This window comes from Brevibacillus brevis NBRC 100599 (assembly GCF_000010165.1).
Lineage (GTDB): Bacteria > Bacillota > Bacilli > Brevibacillales > Brevibacillaceae > Brevibacillus > Brevibacillus brevis_D.
The window spans coordinates 2,552,762-2,575,771 of sequence record NC_012491.1 but is presented as its reverse complement, the minus strand read 5'-3'; the positions used below and the strand labels follow the sequence as shown (position 1 = coordinate 2,575,771).

General features: G+C 47.1%; 26 protein-coding genes. 1 reads left to right on the top strand and 25 read right to left on the bottom strand.

What is annotated here, in order from left to right; translation table 11 throughout:
* Positions 1 to 4 precede the first annotated feature (4 nt).
* The 9 genes from panC to BBR47_RS12745 all read right to left on the bottom strand — a co-directional run bounded on the left by panC (position 5) and on the right by BBR47_RS12745 (position 7,718).
* Positions 5 to 871 (bottom strand): pantoate--beta-alanine ligase, encoded by an 867-nt coding sequence (panC, locus tag BBR47_RS12785; RefSeq protein ID WP_012686186.1) that lies wholly within the window; start codon positions 869 to 871, stop codon positions 5 to 7.
* Positions 868 to 1,731: a 3-methyl-2-oxobutanoate hydroxymethyltransferase gene (panB, locus tag BBR47_RS12780; RefSeq protein ID WP_012686185.1), complete on the bottom strand. Its 864-nt coding sequence runs from the start codon at positions 1,729 to 1,731 to the stop codon at positions 868 to 870. Before panB ends, panC begins: the two co-directional genes overlap by 4 nt.
* Positions 1,732 to 1,991: 260 nt before the next feature.
* Positions 1,992 to 2,975 (bottom strand): biotin--[acetyl-CoA-carboxylase] ligase, encoded by a 984-nt coding sequence (locus BBR47_RS12775; protein WP_012686184.1) that lies wholly within the window; start codon positions 2,973 to 2,975, stop codon positions 1,992 to 1,994.
* Positions 2,965 to 4,188 carry a CCA tRNA nucleotidyltransferase gene (locus tag BBR47_RS12770; protein ID WP_012686183.1) on the bottom strand — a complete coding sequence of 408 codons (1,224 nt, stop codon included), beginning with the start codon at positions 4,186 to 4,188 and terminating at the stop codon, positions 2,965 to 2,967. The genes BBR47_RS12775 and BBR47_RS12770 overlap by 11 nt, the downstream gene beginning before the upstream one ends.
* Positions 4,189 to 4,315: 127 nt before the next feature.
* Entirely contained in the window at positions 4,316 to 5,458 is a 1,143-nt protein-coding gene (gene bshA, locus BBR47_RS12765) for an N-acetyl-alpha-D-glucosaminyl L-malate synthase BshA (RefSeq protein ID WP_012686182.1), read from the bottom strand.
* A gap of 16 nt (positions 5,459 to 5,474) precedes the next feature.
* Positions 5,475 to 6,170 (bottom strand): bacillithiol biosynthesis deacetylase BshB1, encoded by a 696-nt coding sequence (gene bshB1, locus BBR47_RS12760; RefSeq protein WP_012686181.1) that lies wholly within the window; start codon positions 6,168 to 6,170, stop codon positions 5,475 to 5,477.
* Positions 6,167 to 6,577 carry a methylglyoxal synthase gene (locus BBR47_RS12755; RefSeq protein WP_012686180.1) on the bottom strand — a complete coding sequence of 137 codons (411 nt, stop codon included), beginning with the start codon at positions 6,575 to 6,577 and terminating at the stop codon, positions 6,167 to 6,169. Before BBR47_RS12755 ends, bshB1 begins: the two co-directional genes overlap by 4 nt.
* A gap of 48 nt (positions 6,578 to 6,625) precedes the next feature.
* Positions 6,626 to 7,378 (bottom strand): 4-hydroxy-tetrahydrodipicolinate reductase, encoded by a 753-nt coding sequence (gene dapB, locus BBR47_RS12750; RefSeq protein WP_012686179.1) that lies wholly within the window; start codon positions 7,376 to 7,378, stop codon positions 6,626 to 6,628.
* Positions 7,371 to 7,718: a nucleotide pyrophosphohydrolase gene (locus tag BBR47_RS12745; protein ID WP_012686178.1), complete on the bottom strand. Its 348-nt coding sequence runs from the start codon at positions 7,716 to 7,718 to the stop codon at positions 7,371 to 7,373. Before BBR47_RS12745 ends, dapB begins: the two co-directional genes overlap by 8 nt.
* Before the next feature lie 215 nt (positions 7,719 to 7,933).
* On the opposite strand from BBR47_RS12745, the gene BBR47_RS12740 reads away from it, so the two are divergent.
* On the top strand, positions 7,934 to 8,791 hold the full coding sequence (locus BBR47_RS12740) for a YitT family protein (RefSeq protein WP_012686177.1): 858 nt from the start codon (positions 7,934 to 7,936) through the stop codon (positions 8,789 to 8,791).
* A 58-nt stretch (positions 8,792 to 8,849) separates the two neighbouring features.
* Here BBR47_RS12740 and BBR47_RS12735 read toward each other — a convergent pair whose 3' ends face one another.
* The 16 genes from BBR47_RS12735 to trpA form a co-directional block, all read right to left on the bottom strand.
* A complete protein-coding gene (locus BBR47_RS12735; RefSeq protein WP_012686176.1) occupies positions 8,850 to 9,665 on the bottom strand; it encodes a sporulation protein YpjB in 816 nt (271 codons plus the stop codon).
* A gap of 48 nt (positions 9,666 to 9,713) precedes the next feature.
* On the bottom strand, positions 9,714 to 10,313 hold the full coding sequence (locus BBR47_RS12730) for a DUF1405 domain-containing protein (protein WP_012686175.1): 600 nt from the start codon (positions 10,311 to 10,313) through the stop codon (positions 9,714 to 9,716).
* Between the two features lie 76 nt (positions 10,314 to 10,389).
* Positions 10,390 to 11,181, bottom strand: coding sequence for a menaquinol-cytochrome c reductase cytochrome b/c subunit (locus tag BBR47_RS12725; RefSeq protein WP_012686174.1), 792 nt, complete (start codon positions 11,179 to 11,181; stop codon positions 10,390 to 10,392).
* Between the two features lie 28 nt (positions 11,182 to 11,209).
* Entirely contained in the window at positions 11,210 to 11,881 is a 672-nt protein-coding gene (gene qcrB / locus BBR47_RS12720) for a menaquinol-cytochrome c reductase cytochrome b subunit (RefSeq protein WP_012686173.1), read from the bottom strand.
* 1 nt (position 11,882) lies between these two features.
* Positions 11,883 to 12,401, bottom strand: a complete 519-nt coding sequence (locus BBR47_RS12715; RefSeq protein WP_012686172.1) for a ubiquinol-cytochrome c reductase iron-sulfur subunit — start codon at positions 12,399 to 12,401, stop codon at positions 11,883 to 11,885.
* Positions 12,402 to 12,652: 251 nt separating this feature from the next.
* Positions 12,653 to 13,075 (bottom strand): DUF2487 family protein, encoded by a 423-nt coding sequence (locus BBR47_RS12710; RefSeq protein WP_012686171.1) that lies wholly within the window; start codon positions 13,073 to 13,075, stop codon positions 12,653 to 12,655.
* Positions 13,076 to 13,164: 89 nt separating this feature from the next.
* Positions 13,165 to 13,380 carry an IDEAL domain-containing protein gene (locus BBR47_RS12705; protein WP_012686170.1) on the bottom strand — a complete coding sequence of 72 codons (216 nt, stop codon included), beginning with the start codon at positions 13,378 to 13,380 and terminating at the stop codon, positions 13,165 to 13,167.
* 9 nt (positions 13,381 to 13,389) lie between these two features.
* Positions 13,390 to 14,508: a hypothetical protein gene (locus tag BBR47_RS12700; protein WP_012686169.1), complete on the bottom strand. Its 1,119-nt coding sequence runs from the start codon at positions 14,506 to 14,508 to the stop codon at positions 13,390 to 13,392.
* 103 nt (positions 14,509 to 14,611) lie between these two features.
* Positions 14,612 to 15,559 (bottom strand): tetratricopeptide repeat protein, encoded by a 948-nt coding sequence (locus BBR47_RS12695; RefSeq protein WP_012686168.1) that lies wholly within the window; start codon positions 15,557 to 15,559, stop codon positions 14,612 to 14,614.
* A gap of 128 nt (positions 15,560 to 15,687) precedes the next feature.
* Entirely contained in the window at positions 15,688 to 16,338 is a 651-nt protein-coding gene (locus tag BBR47_RS12690; protein ID WP_012686167.1) for a zf-HC2 domain-containing protein, read from the bottom strand.
* The gene (locus tag BBR47_RS12685) at positions 16,335 to 16,925 is read right to left on the bottom strand and encodes an RNA polymerase sigma factor (protein WP_007716581.1); all 591 of its coding nucleotides are present in this window, start codon (positions 16,923 to 16,925) and stop codon (positions 16,335 to 16,337) included. Before BBR47_RS12685 ends, BBR47_RS12690 begins: the two co-directional genes overlap by 4 nt.
* A gap of 148 nt (positions 16,926 to 17,073) precedes the next feature.
* Positions 17,074 to 18,141: an amidohydrolase family protein gene (locus BBR47_RS12680; RefSeq protein ID WP_231850588.1), complete on the bottom strand. Its 1,068-nt coding sequence runs from the start codon at positions 18,139 to 18,141 to the stop codon at positions 17,074 to 17,076.
* Positions 18,142 to 18,519: 378 nt separating this feature from the next.
* Positions 18,520 to 19,800: a 3-phosphoshikimate 1-carboxyvinyltransferase gene (gene aroA / locus BBR47_RS12675; RefSeq protein ID WP_012686165.1), complete on the bottom strand. Its 1,281-nt coding sequence runs from the start codon at positions 19,798 to 19,800 to the stop codon at positions 18,520 to 18,522.
* A gap of 91 nt (positions 19,801 to 19,891) precedes the next feature.
* Positions 19,892 to 20,995, bottom strand: coding sequence for a prephenate dehydrogenase (locus BBR47_RS12670; protein ID WP_012686164.1), 1,104 nt, complete (start codon positions 20,993 to 20,995; stop codon positions 19,892 to 19,894).
* A gap of 70 nt (positions 20,996 to 21,065) precedes the next feature.
* The gene (hisC, locus tag BBR47_RS12665; RefSeq protein WP_012686163.1) at positions 21,066 to 22,160 is read right to left on the bottom strand and encodes a histidinol-phosphate transaminase; all 1,095 of its coding nucleotides are present in this window, start codon (positions 22,158 to 22,160) and stop codon (positions 21,066 to 21,068) included.
* A 29-nt stretch (positions 22,161 to 22,189) separates the two neighbouring features.
* Positions 22,190 to 23,008: a tryptophan synthase subunit alpha gene (trpA, locus tag BBR47_RS12660; RefSeq protein WP_012686162.1), complete on the bottom strand. Its 819-nt coding sequence runs from the start codon at positions 23,006 to 23,008 to the stop codon at positions 22,190 to 22,192.
* Positions 23,009 to 23,010: the final 2 nt, after the last annotated feature.

Here is a 23,010-nt window from a genome sequence, read left to right as displayed (position 1 = left end):
ATTACTACTTGATTGATGTAATCGTATTGTCGATGAGACGTGTTTTGCCAAATCGAACAGCTAGCGCGATGATGATCGTCTGACCTGCCGTTTCCTGCGCCATTGGTGTGAGCGCTGGATAGCTCAAAATTTCCACATAATCAATATCAGCCAAAGGTTTTTCGGAAATCATTTGCGTAATACGATCCTTGATTGTAGAAAGAGCCACGCCTTCGCTCAGCCATTCTTCTGCTTGCCTCAGGCTCTGTGAAAGCACGAGTGCTTGTGTTCGCTCATCCGCTGACAAGTAGACATTCCGAGAGCTCAGGGCAAGCCCATCCGCTTCGCGTACAATCGGGCATGGAACGATTTGCACTGGCATCGACAAGTCGTGAACCATTTGCGTCACAACAGCTACCTGCTGGGCATCCTTTTGTCCAAAAAAGGCGTAATCGGGCTGGACAATTTGAAACAATTTATTGACGACGGTCGATACGCCATCAAAATGACCCGGACGAGAAGCTCCACACAATGGAGTCGTCACATTTGCCACAGAAATATTGGTCAGCATCGGGGTCGGATACATCTCGCTCACTTCCGGGGTAAACAGGAAGTCCACTCCCGCTTCTTCCGCCATTTTGCTATCTCGTTCGATATCACGCGGATAACGTTCAAAGTCTTCATTCGGTCCGAATTGCAGCGGGTTTACGAAAATGCTCATCACAACCAAATCGCATACTTCACGAGCAGCTTTCACCAAGCTGAGATGTCCTTCATGCAGAAAGCCCATGGTCGGTACCATTCCGATCGTTTTGCCTTGCCGACGAGCATCTTTTAAATGAACACGCATTTCTGCAATGGTGGAGACTTGCTGCATCATTGTTTGCATCATGACTGTTTCACTCCTTCCCCGTACAATTCCTTGATGGTTTCTTCAGAGGCATGGAAGACATGCTCTTGTCCTGGGAAGCTTCTTGCTTCAACTTCTTTGTTATAAGTCTCCACTGCTTCACGGATTGTTTCCCCAATATTTGCGTAGCGCTTCACGAATTTTGGTGTGATATCCGATGCATAGCCAACCATATCATGGAACACCAGCACTTGCCCATCGCAAGTTGCACCCGCTCCAATTCCGATCACCGGGATGTCCAGCTTGTCTGCAATCATGCCTGCGACCTCTTCCGGAACACATTCCAGAACAATAGCGAATGCTCCCGCTTCTTGAATTGCAAGGGCTTCGTCCAACAATTTTTTGGCTGCCTCTAGATCTCTTCCTTGTACTTTGTAACCACCTAATTGATGTACGGATTGCGGAGTAAGCCCAATATGTCCAACGACAGGGATGCCTGCTTGTACACAGCGTGTAATGATTGGGGCGAGTTCACGGCCCCCTTCCATTTTGACCGCCTTGGCCAGCCCTTCTTGCATTAGTCTGCCCGCGTTTTTTACCGCTTCCTCAACTGTTCCGTGATAGCTAAGGAAAGGCAGATCTGTCACGACAAATGCACGCTTGGCCCCTCTCGTTACTGCTTTCGTATGATGTAGCATATCCTCCATCGTAACAGGGATCGTGGAGTCATAACCAAGTACGACCATTCCCAATGAATCACCGACCAAAATCATATCAACGCCAGCTTCATCTACTAATTTGGCTGCCGGATAATCATAGGCGGTCACCATGGTAATCGGGGTTCGCGTTTCTTTTTTCTTGCGGATACTCGAAGTCGTAATCGGTCTGTCGTTTTGTGCCATTTTTCATTGCTCCTCTTTCGCATCAAGCCCGTGGATCGTGTGAGGAATAAAAAAACCTTCTCGCGTCAATCGGGAGAAGGTTGTCCATGTCAAAAAGACATTTTGCGTTAGCGGATTCCTTCTGTCTCGGTCCACACAGGCTCTGAGCAGATTTTTGTCCTTGCACGTATTGATTTAAGATTACACGATAGATACAAAAATACTCCGGGAGTACCGTTCACGAAGTGATACAGCCTCCAAATTGGAGTATAACAAATGCTTCAATCATTTGCACGATAATTGACATCAGCCGAATAAACTTTGTGAATCTGTCCAGCCTGATCCTCGACCATGAGTACGCCTTCTTCATCCAAACCAACAGCACGACCTTCCAGCTGTTGTGAAATCGTCTGGAGGGTCACCCATTTGCCAATGGTGTATGAATGGTTTTCCCACTCTTGTTTGACACGCTCGAAGCCAGCTCGCAAATAGTGGTCGTACTCTTCTTCAAAAATTCGGCAGAGCCGCTGGATAAACGTAACACGCTTGAGTGACTCACCAGATTCAATTCGAAGCGAAGTCACAATCTGTGCCAATTCAGATGGGAAATCAGACTCGAGGCTGTTGGCATTGAGCCCTATTCCGATCACTAAATAATTGACCCGGTCAGATTCAGCATTGAGTTCTGTCAAAATGCCGCATACTTTTTTGTCACCGATAAAAATATCGTTCGGCCATTTGATTTTGACAGGCAACCCAGTCTCTTCCCGGATTGTTTTCGCTACAGCAACCGCCGTTAGCAACGTCATTTGAGGTGTCTTCGGTAACGGAATCGAAGGTCGGATGATCAAGCTCATCCAGATCCCCGTTCCTTTCGGAGAATGCCAGGGGCGACCGAGTCTGCCTTTCCCACCTGTTTGCAGCTCGGCGAGCACAATCGTACCTTCTACTGCCCCTTTTGCCGCAGCCTCGTGTGCGAGTGGCTGTGTAGATACCACCTCATCGTAAGCGATGACATTTTGACCGATCCGATTCGTTTCCAGTCCAGCCATAATTTCTGCTGCGGACAAGCGATCAGGGGCAACCAGCAGGCGATACCCCGATTTGCGAACCGCCTCCACCTCGTAACCATCCCGGCGGAGCTCTTCGATATGTTTCCAAACGGCCGTCCTTGAGCAGCCGCATGTTTGGCTTAATTCTTCACCAGAAATGAAACTGCCTGGCTGATCACGGAATGCTTGGAGGATGACTTGCTTAATGTTCATCTTGTGCAACCTCTTTCTTTGCAACTTCGACAAGTGCTTCTGGTGTATTTGGTAAACCGTGCAGAGCCGTTTGTCTAAGCAACGATTCCAAGACGCGGACAATCCACTCTCCTGGCTTTTTCTGAACGGCTACTTGCAGGTCAAGCCCCGTGATTGCCAAATCCTTGATGGTTTTGACAGGCATATTTTCGTATTGATCGAGGAGTGCCTGCATCGAAAACGATTGCCTCTCCTCCCACCAACACGCTTGCAATAAAAGAAAGAACTCGTTGCACGTGTCCCACCCGACTTCAAGCAGCAATGGTCCCCACTCGATCTCTTGAGGGACATCCCATTTCGGCTGCAATCGCGTAAGAAGTTCAACCAAGCAACAAATTGCTTCTGTCTCGCGTTTGGACATTTTGAGGAATCGGCATACTTCACGCGCTTGCACAGGTGAATAATTCGCAGCAAACAGGAGCAACGACCATTTTTGTGTCACGGTTTGCAAATGACGGAGCCGCCAAGCATGCTCATTTGAGAGGATGAACAGTTTTTCTACCTCCGGAGCATACGCCATGAGCCTCGTTTCATTCAACAACTGACAACCAACCTCTGGAGCTTTACTGTCGAGCGTTTTATTCAGCTCTTCCCTGATGCGCTCCACTGCAATATGAGCTAACAAAGGTGCCATCTGTTTCATAGCAAGCATGGTTTGGTCTTCTATAACAAAACCTAGCTGAGAAGCAAATCGCACACCTCGTAAAAGTCGAAGGGCATCCTCCTGAAATCTCTCTAGTGGAATGCCTACAGCCCGAACCAACCGATGCTCTATGTCCTCTTGTCCACCGAACGGGTCGTGCAATACTTGATGACGATCCATCGCCATTGCGTTCATCGTAAAATCACGTCGCTCCAGATCGAGCCGAAGTTCTGAAACGAACTGAACCTCAGCGGGTCGACGGTAATCTTCATATTTTCCTTCCGTCCGAAACGTGGTTACTTCAAACAGCTGCCCCTCGACTTTTACAGATACAGTACCGTGTTTCAGACCAGTCGGGACATGATCGGGAAACAATAGGATGACGTCGCCGGGATGGGCATTCGTACATATATCTATATCATGAACAGGTCGTTGTAAAAGCCAATCGCGGACGCAACCACCCACGTAGTAAGCTTCAAAGCCGTGTTCCTCCAATCTGTCGAGAACACGCTTTGCCAATTCTATCGCCAATCCAATCCCCCCTTTCTGGTTTGCTCCGCCTGATCTACACAAGGAGGCGTTTTTCATGAGAGTTCTGTATGGATTGTTCATTTTACTATCCAAGGTGCATCAGCTAGCCAAAAGCACCATCTTACGTTCAAAAGCTTAGATTTTCTTCGGATTTGCTTACCAGCAAGTTAGCGTAGAGTGCCTCATACTGCGAGGCAATCGTTTCATGACAAAATGTTTTGCAGGATCGCTCAATGCTGTTCGCAGAGAATTCGCGGTATAGCTCTTCATTTTGCAAGAGACGTATTGTTTCTTTCGCCATGCCTTCCACGTCGCCAATTGGACGCAAGAAGCCGTTCACACCATCCAGCACGACTTCGGGCAAACCTCCTGCCACTGTTGCGACGACAGGCACACCACAAGCCATTGCTTCTAGTGCAACGAGACCGAAGCTTTCCTTTTCTGATGGAAGCAGCATGATGTCTGCCATGGACAATACCTCGGCAACGTCTTCCTGCTTACCGAGGAAGCAGACATCGTCGTTCAGACCGAGCTCAGCGATCATTTTGCGGACCAGCCCCATTTCGGGACCTTCACCAATAAGGATTAGTCTGGAAGGCACTTCTTCACGTACGCGTGAAAATATTTCAATCACATCTGGCACTCGTTTGACCGGACGGAAATTAGAAATGTGCATAAGAATTTTTTCACCATTCGGTGCAAATACCTTTTTCAGCTTCGTAACCTCTTTCGGGTAATAACGCCGCTTGTCTACGAAGTTGTACACTGGGACAATTTCTTTTTCCGTATGCAGCAGCTCTTTCGTCTGCCTGATCAAATCATTGGACACCGCTGTTACCAAATCGCTTCGCTCAATACCGAAGCGGATCATATCACTCAGATTCGAGTCATAACCCAGAACGGTAATATCCGTCCCGTGCAGGGTGGTCACAATTTTCAAATGATCCCCTACCATTTGCTTGGCAAGGAACGCACACAACGCATGTGGCACAGCATAATGCACATGTAATAAGTCCAGGTTTTCATTTTTCGCCACTTGCGCCATTCGGTTCGCCAAGGTCAAATCATAGGGTGGATATTTAAAAACATCATAGTTGTTCACTTCTACTTCATGATAGAAAATGTTCGGGTGAAACGCGCCTAAGCGAAATGGCATTCCACCAGTAATGAAATGAACTTGATGTCCTCGCTCAGCCAATAGCTTGCCAAGCTCCGTAGCTACTACGCCCGATCCTCCCAATGACGGGTAGCATGTAATCCCGATCTTCATACAGTGTCACTCCTTCTCACAAGCTCTTTAATACATACGGAGCTGCACTGACAAATCCTTCTGCGTAGGCTACACCAGCCTGCTGACCAAATAATCGTTCTCGATACTCGACAGACTCCAGATATCCATTGGTAAGGGGTGTTTGAACACTGCCTTCTTCTAGCTCAAACTGACTGCGGTAGCAACGCAGCGCCTCCATTTTTTGCGAATAAACGCCAGTGATATCCACAACAACCTGCGGTGTGATAGTGGAATTAATAAAATAGTAAAGGAATTGCGATGGTCGATAGGCAGGCAAAGAAGGCTCCGGCAAATACTTGCGGATGCCTGCATTAAACACCGCTTCTCGAACGATACGACTTACACTTTCGTGATCTGGATGACGATCCGAATAATAAGGCGCAAGCACAATGGCTGGGCGTGTTTCACGAACGAGCTTTACGACGCGTTCAATCGCACTTTCCCTGACTGCTTCCAAGCCCCGATCAGGCAGTCCAAAATTATAGCGGGCAGCCACACCCATCACTTGGTCAGCGGCAGCCGCTTCCTGTTGCCTTCTCTCCACCGTTCCATTCGATGACAATTCCGCGTAGGTCAAGTCGAGAATCCCCACGCTTTTCCCCTCTTTCGCTGCCAAAATCAGACTGCCTGCCGCGCCGATCTCGACATCGTCAGGATGAGCGCCGATTGCCAAAATATCGAGTGAACTCATGCTTCATTCTCCTCACGCACCACTTCGCGCCAATCCAGTTGCCCCAGCTCCAAGGCCTTCAGCATGATTTCTGCCGAACCGAGATTGGTGGCAAACGGTATCTTGTGCACATCACACAGTCGAAGCAGTGCGATAATATCAGGTTCATGCGGTTGAGAGGTAAGCGGATCACGCAAAAAGATAATCAAATCCATCTCATTGCGGGCGATCATCGCACCGATTTGTTGATCGCCCCCTAATGGTCCTGACAGAAATCGGGTTAGGGAAAGCGACGTAGCTTCCATGATTCGCGACCCAGTTGTTCCTGTGGCATACAGGTCATGTTTTGCCAAAATGGATTCATAGGCCATCGCTAGTTGCACAATCTGTTCTTTCATTCGATCATGGGCAATCAATGCAATTTTCAAGAAAACCTCTCCCTTATGGCTGGGTAAGTGTGTATGTTAAACAAACGTTTAATCAATCAGATGTTCCAATCCGTAAATCAATCCGTTCATATTCATTACAGCTTTAATGGCCATATTTACGCCAGGCATGAAAGATTCCCGGTTAATCGAATCATGGCGAATGGACAGCGTTTGGCCTGTTGCCCCAAACAAAACCTCTTGATGGGCCACCATGCCTGGCAGGCGGACACTATGAATCCGGAAGCCTTCGTAATCTGCTCCGCGAGCGCCTGGAATTGTTTCTACCTCTTCCGGATGCCCTTGCTTGAGCTCTTCCCGAACGGCTGCAATCATCTCCGCGGTCTTCAAAGCAGTTCCACTTGGTGCATCCAGCTTTCGGTCATGATGTAGCTCGATAATTTCCACATGTGGCATATATTTTGCTGCCATTGCGGAAAATTTCATACATAGAATCGCTCCGATTGCAAAATTCGGAGCAATGACGGCACCCAGTCCTGCTTCTTTATAGCGCTCCGTCATGTCTTGCAGCTGCTCTGTCGTCAGCCCCGTTGTGCCAACAACCGGTCGCACACCACGAGCCAGACAGAGCTCCATATGACGATACACCGTATGCGGTGTCGTAAAGTCTACCAAAACATCCGGCTTCATTTCGTCCAATTGTTGATTAATTTCATCTTCACCAACACGCGTATCCAAATTGCCTGTAAAAACGAGCGCCGTATCCTGCGCGAGCATTTTCACTACTTCTTGCCCCATTCGACCATTTGCGCCAGCAACTGCTACACGAATTTGTTTAGTCATACTGCTCGTTCTCCTCTATTCTCGTCCAGCGATCTTTATCGCGGGTATTAAACTTGTGCATAATACGATCAAATGCTTCCTGCAAATCGATTCCGAGTGAGTTTGCGAAACAAATCACGATGAAGAGTACGTCACCCAGCTCTTCTTCTACTGTTTTTTCGCCTTCGTCCTTTTTCTTTGGTTTTTCTCCATAAAAGTGGTTAATTTCTCTGGCTAATTCACCTACTTCTTCGGTCATTCTAGCCAGCATCGAAAGCGGAGAAAAATATCCTTCTTTAAATTGCGATATGTATTGATCAACTTCTTGCTGCATCTCTTGCATTGTCTTTTGCCGTTCCATCCGCCCACTCCTTTTCACATTCTTCTCTCTTTCACCTATCGTACTAAAAAAGGCTTCGTTTGCCAAATCACAATACTTCGTCTTTCCAGCATATGGACAATCAAACGAGCGTTCATTTATAATGGCTTTCGGATAGCCCTCAGGTAACACAAGTATTACCTGCACATCAAGTCCGGGGGGAAGCCTGTTTCCTGATCCGGCGAACAGGAGGATATATGAAAATTCGTCTTGACAGTATCATTGCTATTATCATCGGTTCTGCCATTATGGGATTTGGTATTAACGCGTTCAACATTCCCAATCATCTAGCTGAGGGCGGTATCACTGGTATCAGTATTTTGATCAAGCTGCTAGTTCCGGTTGTAGATCAGGGAATCGTCTTCTTTGTCCTGAACATACCGTTATTTTTCTTGGGCTGGAAAATTCTTGGACGGACTTCTTTTTTCTACACGATTTTGGGAACGGTTTCTCTTTCCGTCTTTTTATCCTTATTTGATGGTGTGCTTCCATTGCCGATGAAAGATCGCCTGCTTGCTTCCCTGTATGCCGGGGTAGCTGTTGGTGTCGGGTTAGGGATTATTTTCCGTTACGGTGGAACGACTGGCGGTGTGGACATCATTGCCAGACTGCTTCAGAAATACATGGGTATTAGCATGGGAAGAACGTTATTTTTCGGAGACATTTTGGTCATCGGGGCGTCCCTCGTCTATTTGAATCTAGAAAGCGCCATGTATACCCTTGTCGTCGTCTTTATCGCAGCACGTGTCATCGACTTTTTCCAAGATGGCGCTTATGCAGGAAAAGCATTGACGATCATCTCCAACGAAGCAGATAGCATCTCCAAGCACATTCTCGATGTGGGTCGTGGTGTGACACTATTAGCCGGTAAAGGCGCCTACTCTGGCGAAGAAAAGAAAGTCATCTATGTCGTTGTCAGCCGAAATGAAGTCATGCGTTTTAAAACCATTGTGCAAGAAATTGACCCGCATGCTTTTGTCATCGTAAACGACGTGCATGAAGTTCTCGGAGAAGGCTTCACGCTTGATGAAAACAAGAAACCGCTTCACGATTAGCATGAAGCAGCACAGAAAAACCCTTGCCTTTTCGTACAGGCAAGGGTTTTTGCACCTTTTAGATCGAACGGATTTCTCCGTCATATTTCTTCCATGCCACGTAAGACAAGGCCATGATCAAAGCTATCGAGATAGAAGCGAGAATAAGTATAGGAGAATCTGGCCGCATCATTAAACGAGCAAACGTACTCTTCTCTTCTCCCACAAACGCCACTTGAAAGGAGCTGTTCAATTCTCGCAACGCCTCACGAACAAGCTGCCAATCGACTTGGCTGTTTCGCATCTCTTTGGATATGATATCGTACGCAACCGTAATCGAGGACATTTGCCCCTCTGGAAGCTGAATACTCATCCCCGGCTTAATCGCCAAAAATAATCGGTAGTTCTCATCAAACTGTTCGCGAAACTGACCGAAATTCCGCTCAACAGCCGATAGCTGCAGGTTTTGGACCTGTGTGACAAGAGAAGGATAGTAGCTACGCCACATCGGCTGGTGATCATGGGTAAGTGCGTCTATGGCGATACGGACCCGCGTGGCATGCCACAGCAATTGTTGTTCACTTGCATTTGCAGAAGCAAAGCTTTGCTTGGCTGCCAGTATGGACTGGGTCACTGCATTCAGACTTTCAATTCGTATTGGATTGGGCAAATGCTGGTTCGGAAATCGGTCTGCTAGCTGGACGATGCGCTGCTCTGCCCCTTCAAGATCTCCCTTTTTTGCATACGTCAGTAACTCATGCGCAATTTGATCCAAGGCTGCCAACTGCTTTTCTTCTATCGGCTGATTCAGCTTCGAGTACAAATTATGAATGGGCCACGACAAGAACAACCCGATCATGAGAAAGAATAATAAAAACCGGATGTTTTTCTTCAACGCAAATAACCTCCTTCCCTAGTACAGCCTATGGAAAGGAGGACAAGATTAGACCTTATTTGTCGTATGCTTCATATTTACCCACCAGATCACCGAGATCGAGATCAGACTGAGAAGAACCGTAAACAAACCAACGAAGCCCTCATACGGATCTAGCACACTCGGCAGCCACGGATGGATGTCCATGACGTAATCGAGAAAATCATTATTCAGTGTCCACAGCGCAGCGATTCCTACCGGCAGAAGACTTAGCTTGTAAAAACGCGCATACAACACAGATTCCACAGCCATGCCGGTGTGGGAAACAATCAGCATCAAGTCTGTCACGCGCACTTCATTGCCCATCAGCCAACCAGCCACGATAATGCAGACGGCCCAGACACCATACTTAAAATTGGTGATGCCAGCCAAAGCTTCCAGTACAGGAATGTGGCGACCCAACAAATAGGTAAGGAGTACAAGCGAAAAAAGTCCGCTACCTGTCGGGCTGTCCGGGACAAAAGGAATTAAATATGCTGGTGTCACAGCCAATTGGTTGCCATACCAGATAAATCCATATATGGTTCCTAAAAAGTTGACGACGAACAGCGTCCAAAGAAACCACCTTTTGCCCAAAGATTGCCGAAACCACTCCCATATCCAGATCATCTATAATCGTCTCCCGCTGTGTACGCCGCTAACGAAAAAGCTGACCGCATTACCAGCCAGCTTTTCCCCTATTAGCTTATTTCAAGCCAGCCAAGTAATCAGCTAGCTTTGCGATTTCTGCATCATCTTTGATCATACCGCCTGGCATTGCGCCTTTACCATTCTTGATGGTATCAGTAATCTTGGCTGCATCCAAAGTTGCGCCGATTTTTTGGAGGTTTGGACCCATGCCACCCTCCATGTTTTTACCGTGGCACCCCATACAGCTTGTTTGCGCTTTCCAAAGCGCATCTGCTTTAAAGCTGGTGTCAGCAGGAGCAGGTGCTGTTGCACTCGATCCCTCTTTGCCACCAGTTCCTTTGCCTTTATCTGGGTGAGCCAGATGATATTCATGGTTTGCCGCCCAAGTCAGGTAGAAAACACCAACGAGTGCAGTCAGCATTAAACCTGTAGCAACTGGACGCTTGCTAGGACGACGCTCTTTGCTGGTATCCAGCCAAGGCGCCAACATCAGTGCACCAAATGCGATACCTGGAATGACAACGATACCGAGTACGACCCAATCCCCAGCAGCCCAAGGATATTTCAGCATTTGATACAGGAACAAGAAGTACCAGTCTGGCAACGGAATGAATGAAGTATCATTCGGGTTTGCTTTGTCAGTTAACGGCGACGGATGTGAAACCGTTAACACAAGGAAACCAACCAAGCAAACAGCTGCCACCATCCACTCTTTCAACAGGAAGTTTGGCCAGAACGGCTCATTTTTACCTGGAAAGTCGGAGTAGGCTGGAGAAATGTTTGGAATACGCTTCGCCGATACTCGGGAATCTCCGACGAAGGTAGCATCTTTATCTTGTTTTGCCATGCTATTTCCTCCTTTTTTCGAAGACCGATTATAGTGGACCCGAGATACCTTGCGAACGGATCATAACAAAGTGAGCTCCCAACAGACCAAGCAGTGCGCCTGGGAGGAAGAACACGTGAATCGCGAAGAAACGGGTAAGGGTTTGCGCCCCTAAAATGTCTCCGCCTGTGAGCAATGTTTTCACATATGGACCAATGAAAGGTACAGAGTCAGCGATCTGCACACCTACTTTGGTCGCAAAGTATGCGGTGTTATCCCAAGGCAAGAGGTAACCTGTGAAACCGAGACCCAGCATAACGAAGAAAATCAGTACACCGACTACCCAGTTCAATTCACGAGGCTTTTTGTATGCACCTGTAAAGAATACACGCAGAGTATGTAGGAACATCATCACGATTACCAAACTGGCACCCCAGTGATGCATACCGCGTACGATTACCCCGAACGCTACTTCGTTCTGGAGGTACTTAACGGATTCGTAAGCATTGATAACGTCTGGTACATAATACATCGTCAAGAACATACCAGACAAGATTTGAATAACGGTAATAAAGAACGTAAGTCCACCAAAGCAGTAAACAAAAGCTGAAAAATGATGTGCCGGGTTCACGTGCTCAGGTACTTCGTGGTCAGCCAGGTCACGCCACATCGGAGTGATGTTTAAGCGCTCGTCGACCCAATCATACATTTTTTGCATCATTTTAGCCGTTCACCCCCGGACGAGGATTTGCTTTTACTTTACCTAAATACAATTTTCCATCTTTGACTTCTGTCTCATACTCATCAAGAGAGGCCGTAGGTGGCGTTCCCAAAATGTGCTCGCCATTGATCGAATAACGACCCATGTGGCAAGGACAGAAGTACTCATTCGGTTGTCCTGCGCCAGTTCCCCAGCTAACCGTACACCCTAAGTGCTTACAGATCGGGGACAGAGCAAGAATCTCACCCTTGTCGTTCTTGGTAACCCATGCAGTAAGTGTTGATTCCGATTCATACCAACCGTCCTTGGTATGGACCTTGAATTCAACGCGTTTTGGCACGGCACTAAACTCATCCGGACTGCCGACAGCTACTTTATCTCCACCTGCATGTCCTTGCAGAAGGGGGTCTACCGCAAAACGAATCATTGGGGTGATCATTCCCGCAGCAAGGAATCCGCCAGTTCCCATCAGGGCGTAGTTCAAAAATGTACGCCTGGAAATTTCGCGTTTGTCTCCCATATCTTTTTCCCTCCTTATCCTGTAAAATAGCGCTACGATGGCATTTTTATACATATACACTAGGTCAATCCCAATCATAGCTAACGCCTATAAAGATGTCAAGAATGTCCAGTGGACATGTCTTTGCTCAAACGATGTGTGACATGATATTGTTGCCAGATTGTCAAATTTAAGACCTTGCCCCACCCATTTTTCTGTAGTATTACCGGAAAACGCTTTCTCTATCGCGTCTCTTTTTTTAGTCAAATCGATTAACTCTGTCCAGTTTGCCACAACTTGATGACCTCTTTATACAGCACATCCACGGTCACTTCGAAACGCAAAGAAGATTCCAAGTCTTCATCTCCTACCAATAACGTCAACACACCTTCTTCTGCCCTCTCCTTTACTTGAATCTTTTCTCCGCGGAAATAAAGTAGTACTTTATAAGGAAATTCCGCCGGTGTTCGTTGTTCCAGCTGTTCTTCTCCTATGTGATAGCTTAACGGAAATAGTAGCACACGTCCCTTCAGCCGTTGCTCAATCCCGGCAGCTACATTTAATAAGTAGTTCATGCGTACTACATGCTCTTCTACTTTTCTGTCCGAACTGTACAAATAAAGAGGGAGCAGCGCGGTATCCACAAAGGATCGCAACTCCTCCCAGTTTTGAAAATCGTTCAAGTTCCACTGCATAGAGCCGTCTCCTCATTTCCTTGTTCATTTCTGGAAACAAGCGTACCATGAATGGTTGGAGACTAGCAATAACGCATATGATTATGTATTTAGGCTTGCTCGTAAGCCATGATTTCTTTCAATTCGTCTGTTAAGCGCAAAAACAGCTCTTTGTTTTTCGATGCAAGTGCCTCATCAATCTCCTGGACTAGCGTGCGCTTGCGATATTGACGCATCTGCTCGTCGATCACCATTTCAGATAGTAAACCGGAAACCATTTGATTGTTCGTTCCGTACGCGTTGGAATAGAAATTCGGCCACTCCATACCCATCCCTCACTTCAATAAAATAGTCGTTTCGGTAAAACCATTGTATTTTCGAAGCCAAGTCTGGCTCGCATACGTTGCGGTGTATAACCACTGCTCCTGTTCGTCTTGTCCGACGCGCAACAATCCAAGATGCACCATCATTTTGCATACCCGATTCACCAAGATATCTGTAGGTGAATCGTAGTAAAACTCTTTCATCCAATGGAGCAGCGTGTCCATCAGAGATTGCTGACTTACCCATCCAGCCGACGCGATCAACGGAATGAGCTGAACCAGCATTGGCAAATTGGGGACAGCCCGCTTGTAAAGTCTCATCCAGAAGCGAATGACATCATGGTACAATTGATCGCTATACGGTTGCTCCAGTCGCTCCCTCCCTGCTTCCGTAACTGCTACTTTGCCGTCCACTTCGACGATCCAACGGTGATAGTAACAGAAATCGTAGAGTAAGGAAAAGCGGTCAGGGTATAAATCAAAATGCAGCCCGTACCCAAAACGCCATTTTTGTGGCAATAGCGGCTCTTCTTTTACGTACAAAAATTGAAAAAGCTGCTGCTGATGACGCTTGTACATGCCACCTTCTGCGGTAAGCGGTACTGGCTCCTGCTGGAGAAATTGTAAAAATTGCATGATATCATCGCATAGTGCTGTTCCTTCATCCCTGTATGCTTGTGGACCCGGATGAAGCAGTGCGTTTGACTCACGCCACTTTGTCAGCCAAGCTTGCAAGTAAGGCTCACGGATATCCAACGGAATTTGGTATTGCCCTACTGTCTTACTTTTCGCCGGAAAAATCCATCCTCGCTTCATTGCAGCCGCGACAAACTTCCGTCCTTCCTCCTGCTTTTTTTCCTTTTCACACTCCAGTGCCACTCCAGCCTTCGCCAACAAATCCTCAAGCGACATGACCGTACGCTTGTCCAGGAACAATTGGAGCAAAAAATGGGTTTCTGCACTGCTCAGCTGCTCAACTTCTTGAGAGATTGTCAGCCTGTGCCTCAAGCTAGACAACAGTGACGTAATCAATTCGTTTTTGGAATGAGGGTTGCATTCGCATCCGTAATGGTTGGCAATCTGATGGAGCTGCCGGATATCGGTGTAAACCAAGATCTCAGCCAAGTTCATCTGTGCATCCCTTCTTTACGATGGCTTACTTGTCTCTCATTCTTGCCAAAATGCGGAAAAATAAACAGGAAGCCACCGAAGTGACTTCCTGTTTGTCGATTTTTTATTGCTCCTCGTCGGATTCATTGTCCCACAGGTCGTGAAGTTGTTGGTATTCCTTCGCTTCCTCATAGCGTCCGGCTTGACTCAAAAGGGCAATCAGCCTGCGGATTTGGTCCAAATCGAAACCTGACAACGATACATATTGCTTCAACGCCTCAATCGCTGCTTCTGTTTTCCCCATCGAAAGATTCAAATCTGCAGCTAATGGATATGCTGCCACATACTCCTCGTCAACGGCTTGCAAACTATTGACCAATTCTGCTGCTTCATCCAGTCGTCCTACGTGGAATGCCATCAGTGCACAGCCGTAGAGTACTTCTGGCGAACGATCCATAACCAGCGCCTGACGGAATACTTGGTAAGCCTGTTCGAATTGACCGTTTTGTGCGTACGAACGCCCCTTCGTCAAAAGCATAGACAGACTTTCATCCCCGGCTTGTTCTAGAAGCTTCATTGCTTTCTCGTCTTCTCCAATACGGAAATACAAGTTACCCAGTGCTGCCATAATATCTTGGTTGTCTGGCTCCTTCAGTCTCGCTTGCTCCAAGTACTTGACCGCTACTTCATCTAAGTCTTGGAGTGAATACAGATCCGCTAACAACAAGTCAAGCTGGATGCTTTCGAAGCCAGATTCTTTACATTCATAAAGAAGATGTTGCGCCGTCTCAAAATCACTGGAATCCAATGCAATCTCCGCTAGCAGCAGCTGGCATTCTCTGCGCAAAGAGGAATCCATTTGCGGATTTTTGGCCATGACATCTGTCAGCAATTGACTCGCTTCTTCCAAATGTCCAAGTCGATACCAGACCTCTGCCAAATACATCATGACATCCGGCAAATCCTTTCCATGCTCCTGAACCTTTTGCAGAGCGGTCAAGCCCAACTCTACTTCATCGTTTTCAATCCGCTTGATCGCTTCGTCTATGACATACAGCCACTTTTTCGGCATTTCTTTCACCTCATATGTATTTTACGTGGCCTTGTTGCTCTACGCGCTTGCTGAACAACCACTCTAATAAAATAGCCACAAAAGACCGTCCGAAGACGGTCTTTTCTTTTACTCTTGATCATATAACATTATGCTCGTGTTAGCCAGCTCATTGTAAGAACAGTAATAAGGATTCCAAAAATACTAAGTACAATGCTGTAATTCGGTTTGGCTAAATCAGGAGAAGTCGGCTTCCCATCGAGTGGTACGATCGAAGCAGTAGCATGTTCCAGTGAATCTCCTTGCGCCGTATATGGCTGGGCTTCTACCACATACGTACCGTCATCTGTTTGCATAGAAGAAGAAATGACTTGAGCCTTTGGTGTGTTAATTTCCATAACTTCTCCGTTAATCACGAGCGAATTCGCTTGCTCCGTGGTACTTGAATTCACATATAAAGTGAAAGAAAAGACCATCAGCAACAAGACAGCTACACTCGCAGCCATGCGTCGCATTCTCGCTGTCACGCTGAAAATTTTTCTGCCAATCGGGATCGCCCATCGCTCTTCCGATAAAATACGGGCCATCACAGCGTCTACAATGGAACGGGATGGGGTTACGGAATGGTATTCTTCTTTATCCATTTCCATCCACTCATCACTGTCCGACCAAAGCTCATAGTCGGAACGACAGGCATAGCATGAAGCCATATGGTGATCAACCCGGCGTTGGGTCACCTCAGGCAACAGATTTTCGGCGTATTCAGGCAGAATTTCCTGAACTTCTTCACATCTCATCATCGATTCATCCCTTCAGCTTCATCCAAATGAGGGTCCAGGATGTAGTTTTCCAACTGTCCACGAATACTTTGCCGCGCTCGAAACAGTAGAGACTTCACAGAGCTCACTGTTAAATCCAGAATCGTAGCGATTTCTGTGTAATCCATTTGTTCGTACTCTCGTAATATCAGTGCTGAGCGTTGCTTCTCTGGCAAGCTGTTGATCGCCAGTCTTACCATGCTCTCCCGTTCATTCCGGAGCAAAACTTGCTCAGGCAGTGTCTTGGGAGATGCCATAGGCACTTGCAACGTATCATCCAGATACACGTCAGAATTGCGGCTTTTGCGCAATTCACTTAGTACGGAGTTGCGTGCAATCGTATAGAGCCAGGTGGAGAATGTAGCTTCTACATCTCGGAAAGAATGAATGCTCTTATACGCCTTGTAAAACGTCTCCTGACATATATCCTCCGCTATATGCTCTAAATGTGCCTGACGCAAAAGATGAGTAACAAATGAGAGGATCTTTTTTTCATATCGACGAATCAGTTCAGCATAGCATTCCAGATTACCTTCTTTAATCTCTCGGATAAGCTGGGAATCGGTCATGATCAGAGATTACCTCCTTGCGATTCCGATCCCTCAGCGGCCTTTTGCATAATTAGACTGCTGGGGATGTAAAAAGTTGCGCGACCTTACGATTCTTTTTCACGTCTGTCTACTGGAAACCATTCACGAAAAAACCCCCAAACCGGGGTTATATGACATAAGAGTAGGGCTTCGTGTCGAATAAGCACTTACCCATACCAATCAAAGGGATAAATCGCATATTTCGATATATCCATTTACCGTTCGACATAACAGATGTTGGAAGATGCATTTCACTAAAATTGAGAATAGTGGAAAGATCATTCTTTGTCAACCAGTTTTCCTTTTTCAGGAAAACGATATCAGCGTCTGCGCCAGTTGTCAAGCTTCCTTTTCGCGGATAAAGACCAATTGCTTTTGCAACATTTGTCGAAGCGAGCCTGACTAGCAAGCAAAGCAATTCTTCTGACGTACACCAGCTCTTTCGTGTATCAATCCGTACATCGTGTATCGGAGAGGCTATTTGGCAACTCCCAAACCATTGACGATGTAAGCGACGTAGACCTTGATCTGTCACTTCAGCCGGCAAACGAAAAATATGCAGGTACGGGTCATTTTCTTCAAAATGAAAGGCCGCTTGAGAATCTGTCATGACAGTACGCAACCGCCAATAACGAGTAGCCTCCATCCAAATCTGTCGAATAAGTTCCCGTTGTTCTTTTTTTAGAAACGGGTCATTTTGTACCTGCATGTGCAGGATCGTTTGTTTAGACGTTTGAAGTTGCAAAAGCGTTTCCCATTTTATTGTGGAAATTTCTTCTGGATTTCGAATCGTGACATGAAACGAAGAATAGCCGTGGTTCATCCACTCGGCTAAGCGGTCACCGTAAAGATCGGCGACATCGATTTCCACATGCCAAACATAATCCAGCAAACTGTTGAAATGCTGGGTTTGTTGATAGTGAATCTGCGGTCTGCTCATCCAACGCTCTGGCCTGAAGACGTCCACCAGGCTTGTACATCCCATGCTGATGAGATTTCGCATGGCTTCTATATAGACATCAACATCTTTGATTTTATACAACGAATGTGTCAGGAGTGCGACAAAACCGGGCAAAAGATACATACCAGTAGCATCTATTTCTTCATATAAATCGTTGAAGGGGTTTTTCGTCAAGGTATCTTTAGCCATTCGTACAATTTTCCCATGACGGATCCAAATATCTGCTTCTTTCATTCCTCGTGCTGTGACAACTGTTCCCCCGCGTATGACCATCCCTTGCTCCAGCATAGCCCGTCCCCCTCCCACCTATCTTGCACACACTACCCTTGTACGAGCATATGCACAAAAAGGGGAAAAAGTACTCATTCGAGCCAATCCGCTTTTTAAACAAAAAAAAGACCGTCGTTGATGTAAGCGCATTCAAACGACGGTAGCACACACGTGCTTTCTTATATTGGATAGGAGTGGAGAGAAACCATACTGTAGTTTTATAATAAACGGAATGTAAGCGCTTGTCAAATCATTTTTGCTAAAATTCGGAACGCTTTGTCTTTGCACGAAAAAAGAAGCCTGTTACCCTATAAAGGAACAGACTTCTCTATCATTCTTTCGTTATTGGCTGATTTTCACAAGCAAGTCATGGAAGCCAGGGAACGATACATCAATCGCCTCATCGTTTTCGATTTTCGTCTCACCCTCGGCAATGAGACCTGCGATTGCCATCGCCATGCCAATTCGGTGATCCCCCATGCTATCGATGATAGCCCCTGTCAATCCTGTCTTTCCTCCGATGATCATTCCGTCATCGGTAGGTGTCACCTTAGCGCCGAATTTGGACAGTTGACTAACCACCGTGGCAATACGGTCTGTCTCCTTTACTTTCAGCTCTTCGGCATCACGGATCACGGTCTGTCCTTTCGCTTGCGTTGCCATGACCGCAATTACCGGAATTTCGTCAATCAGACGTGGAATAATATCTCCGGCAATTTCAATCCCGTGCAGCTCCGAATGCGTCACGAGGAGGTCTGCAACCGGCTCTTCATTTACGATTCGCTCATTCAAAAGCTCCAGGCTTCCCCCCATCGCCTTGACAACATCAATGATGCCCGTGCGGCTTGGGTTGATTCCGACATTTTCAATGAGAAGAGAGCTGCCAGGTACGACCATTACCGCTGCAATCAAAAAGGCAGCGGAAGAAATGTCACCAGGAACAGAAATGGCACGGCCTTTTAGTTTTTGTCCGCCCTCTACGGAAACAGTCAAGCCATCACGCACGACTTGTACACCAAACGCTTGCAGCATACGCTCCGTATGATCGCGGGACAAATGCGGCTCTGTTACACTCGTCACGCCTTTTGCCTGCAACCCTGCCAGCATAATAGCTGACTTCACTTGTGCACTTGCCACTGGAGATTGATACGCGATCCCTTGAAGCTTCCCACCTCGAATGGATAACGGTGTGTATTCACCGTCTTTTCTTCCATCGATTTTGGCGCCCATTTGACGGAGCGGTCCGATTACACGGCGCATTGGTCTTTTCGCAATAGACTCATCGCCTTCCATCACCACATGGAAAGGCTGTGTCGCCATGATCCCTGCCATTAGGCGAATGGTCGTACCGGAGTTCCCTACATCCAAATGTTGAGATGGCTCCTGCAAGCCGTACCAGCCTTTTCCTTGTACGGTTACGGCATCTCCTTGTTGTTCAATCTCGATCCCCATCCGACGAAAGCAGCTAATCGTGCTCAAGCAATCGGCACCCGGCAAAAAGCCTTCAATGGTTGTCGTTCCTTCTGCTAGAGCTCCAAACATAACTGCACGATGGGAAATGGACTTATCTCCTGGCACGCGAACGGTACCTTTGATTTGTTTGGCTTGTTGTACGCGAAGCATTACTTCCACTCCTCTTCTCTCTCACGCTCTCCCAGATCACCAGTCGTGCTGTGAAGCGTCTTCGTTGTAAAGTGTGTTTGCATAAAAAAACTTATGTGCGCTTGTATACATTGTAATCGAAAAAGCGAAGAACTTCCTCTCCCTTTTCCAACTCTTGTTGCGAATGGAACGTAATGCGTAGCACCCCAAAAATGTCTTCTCGTGTCTCTCTGATTTGAAGATTCGTGATGTTGATATTTCTTGCTCCCAATAATGTCGTAATCCGTCCGATTTCGCCAGGGTGGTCCGGGATATCGATATACAAATCGTTCAAAGGAGGTAATGCACCCGTTTTGCGCTCAGGCAAGCTGTCGCGGAATTCTCGTGCCGTTTTGAAGAAGTGCTCGATTCCTTCTGGATCTCCCTGTTCTACGAGGTGAACGACATCTTCCAATGCGTTTGCCCAATCTTTTGCGATTTTGAGGATCGGGTCACGGTTTTGCAGCAAAATATCACGCCACATCTGGGGGTTGCTCGAAGCAATGCGTGTAATGTCACGGAAGCCACCAGCAGCAAGCGTGGTATGCCAAGCATTTTCCTCGTCATACCCTGCCACTAGATTGACCAGAGCAGAAGCAAGGATGTGCGGGAAATGACTAACCGCACCCACGACCTGATCATGCGAAGCCGCGTCCATTTGCACGACTTTTGCACGAGTGAGTGTAAGTAGTTCAGACAATTGCTTTACTTTTTCTACAGATGTTCCCGGCGCTGGTGTCAAAACATAGTAGGCGTTTTCCATCAGACGGTCAGAAGCAGCTTCCACGCCGGATTTGTGTGAGCCGGCCATCGGATGTCCACCAATAAACGTAACATGATCGGGAATGACATCCGCCGCTTGTGTGACAATGCCTGCTTTTGTACTTCCAACATCCGTAATGATCACACCCGGCTGCAGCTCCATTTCCACTAACGAGCGAATGGTTGGAACGATTTGCTCTACAGGTGATGCGAGGAAGATGACATTCGCTTCTCGAACTGCGGTCTGCAAATCAGTTGTGCCAGCGTGTATGACACCTAGAGTCAGTGCTTTATCCAAACAATCCTGACGTAAATCGTAGCCGACTACCCGAATATTTGGATCGCGTCGCATCGACAGCGCAATGGAACCGCCAATTAACCCGACGCCGATTACAGTAATAGTGGTTTTTTTCATCTCCACTCTCTATCCTTCCTTTATCTCTCTTAGACAAAGATGCCGAGGCATGCCCGGCATCTTCGTCCTTTTATTTCAATGCTCCAGTCACGATTTCTTTTAAGACGGAAAGAATCTTATCATTTTGCTCTTTGGTCCCGATGGTAATACGTTGAAAACCCGGGAAGCCTAGCGCATTACCAGAGCGAACGATGATGCCTTGCGAGAGCAGCTTTTTGAATACCTCATCGGAATCCATTTTCAAATCAACCAAGATAAAGTTGGTCTGAGATGGATAGTAGGAAAGCCCCCACTCGTCAAAGGAATCGGTAAACTGCTTCATGCCTTCACGGTTACGATCGCGGCATGATTTCACAAATTCCTGGTCTTTCAACGCCGCACGTGCTGCTACTTGGCCAAGTGTGCCTGTATTGAACGGCTCACGCACATGTTCCAGAGAGGAAATGAGCTCTTCTGACGCGATCCCGTAGCCGATACGAAGAGCAGCCAGACCGTAAATTTTGGAGAACGTACGCAAAATAATCAGGTTCGGATACTCAGCGAGCATCGGTACTGTTTGTGGATATTCTGGATCAACCACATACTCGTAGTAAGCCTCATCCAAAACGACGAGCACATCTTTTGGAGTCTTTTTCATAAAAGCTTCCAACTCGGATGTTGTTACAATCGTGCCTGACGGATTGTTCGGGTTACATACCCATACGACCTTCGTTTGTTCGTTGATCGCAGCCGCCATCGCTTCGAGATCGTGAACGCCATCTTTCAACGGCACCTCAATCAAGTCTGCACCTTCAATAATCCCATTTGAGCGATATTGCGAGAACGTTTGCGTCGCCATGACTGCATTTGTTCCTTCGCTCAAAAAAGCACGAGAGATCATCAACAGAATTTCATCAGACCCGTTGCCGAAAAACAATTGGCTTGGTTTGACCCCGAGGAAGTCAGCAAGATCCCAGCGTAGATTAAGGCTTGCACCATCAGGATAAAGGGCCAAATTGTCCAACTGTTCCGAAATAGCAGCTTTCGCCTTTGGTGAGGAACCAAAAGGATTTTCGTTGGACGCCAGTTTGATGACTTCGGTTAAACCAAATTCACGTTTCACGTCATCAATGGGCTTGCCAGGTTGATATACCGGGGCATTGAGTATGCGTTGTTTCGGTTGCATCCACGTTCACTCCAGTCACATTTTTCCCACTATTGTAGCGCACTGGCTAACTGATGTACAAAGGTTTTTATTTTTTCTACAGCTACTGGCATTTGTTTGAGGTCTTTCAGCTGCTCAGCATGTTCCTCAATTTGCTGTACAATGGCGCTTCCCACAATGACACCATCCGCATGGGGTGCTACTGTGCGTACTTGATCCGGCGTGGATATTCCGAAGCCCACCGCAGTAGGAACCGATGTGCTTGCCTTTACTCGTTCCAGAAAATCTGCCAAATCCTCTCGCAGGTCCGTGCGGGCACCCGTCACACCGAGCGACGATACACAATAAAGAAATCCGGTTGCTTGCGCGCCAATCGTATTGATTCTGGAACTGGAAGTTGGTGCCACGAGTGAAATGACATGAATGCCATTCTGTTTTGCTGCGGTTACTGCTGGACCGCTTTCCTCAATCGGCAAATCGGGAATGACAACACCGTCCGCCCCATAAGCAGCAAGATCGGCAAAAAAGCGCTCAATGCCATACTGCAAAACCGGATTGAAGTACGTGAACAGGACGATGCAAGCCTCCATACCTGATTCGCGTAGCCTTTTCACCAATTGCAAAGCATCCCCGATCGTCACGCCATTTTTCAGCGCGCGCTCTGATGCCCGTTGAATCGTTGGGCCGTCTGCCAATGGATCGGAGTAAGGGACGCCGAGCTCAATGAGATCTGCTCCTGCTTCGACCATCGCTTTTACGAGATGAAAGGTTGCTTCTATTGTAGGATCGCCTACGGTTAGAAATGGGATGAATCGTTTGCGATCACGATCCGCGAATAATTGATCGATTCTGTTAAGAGCTGTCGTCATGA